Annotated in this window: 1 protein-coding gene and 1 pseudogene; both read left to right on the forward strand. The window is 53.3% G+C overall.

The window, feature by feature from the left end; all coding sequences use genetic code 11:
* Positions 1 to 304 (forward strand): phage tail tip domain-containing protein (locus CSC62_RS17560; protein ID WP_211369043.1); only part of this gene is annotated, 304 nt, incomplete at its 5' end.
* Between the two features lie 61 nt (positions 305 to 365).
* A pseudogene (gene lom / locus CSC62_RS17565) lies at positions 366 to 569 on the forward strand (outer membrane beta-barrel protein Lom); the annotation flags it as partial.

Consider the following 569-nt stretch of genomic DNA (forward strand, 5'->3'; position numbering starts at 1 on the left):
CCAGATAGTGGTGCTTCCGCTGACGTTTCGCGGAAGTAAGCGTACTGTCAGCGGCAGGACAACGTATTCGATGTGTTATCTGAAAGTACTGATGAACGGTGCGGTGATTTATGATGGCGCGGCGAACGAGGCGGTACAGGTGTTCTCCCGTATTGTTGACATGCCAGCGGGTCGGGGAAACGTGATCCTGACGTTCACGCTTACGTCCACACGGCATTCGGCAGATATTCCGCCGTATACGTTTGCCAGCGATGTGCAGGTTATGGTGATTAAGAAACAGGCGCTGGGCATCAGCGTGGTCTGAGTGTGTTACAGAGGTTCGTCCGGGAACGGGCGTTTTATTATAAAACAGTGAGAGGTGAACGATGCGTAATGTGTGTATTGCCGTTGCTGTCTTTGCCGCACTTGCGGTGACAGTCACTCCGGCCCGTGCGGAAGGTGGACATGGTACGTTTACGGTGGGCTATTTTCAAGTGAAACCGGGTACATTGCCGTCGTTGTCGGGCGGGGATACCGGTGTGAGTCATCTGAAAGGGATTAACGTGAAGTACCGTTATGAGCTGACGGAC

The organism is Pseudoxanthomonas jiangsuensis (genome assembly GCF_010093185.1).
Classification (GTDB): domain Bacteria; phylum Pseudomonadota; class Gammaproteobacteria; order Xanthomonadales; family Xanthomonadaceae; genus Pseudoxanthomonas; species Pseudoxanthomonas jiangsuensis.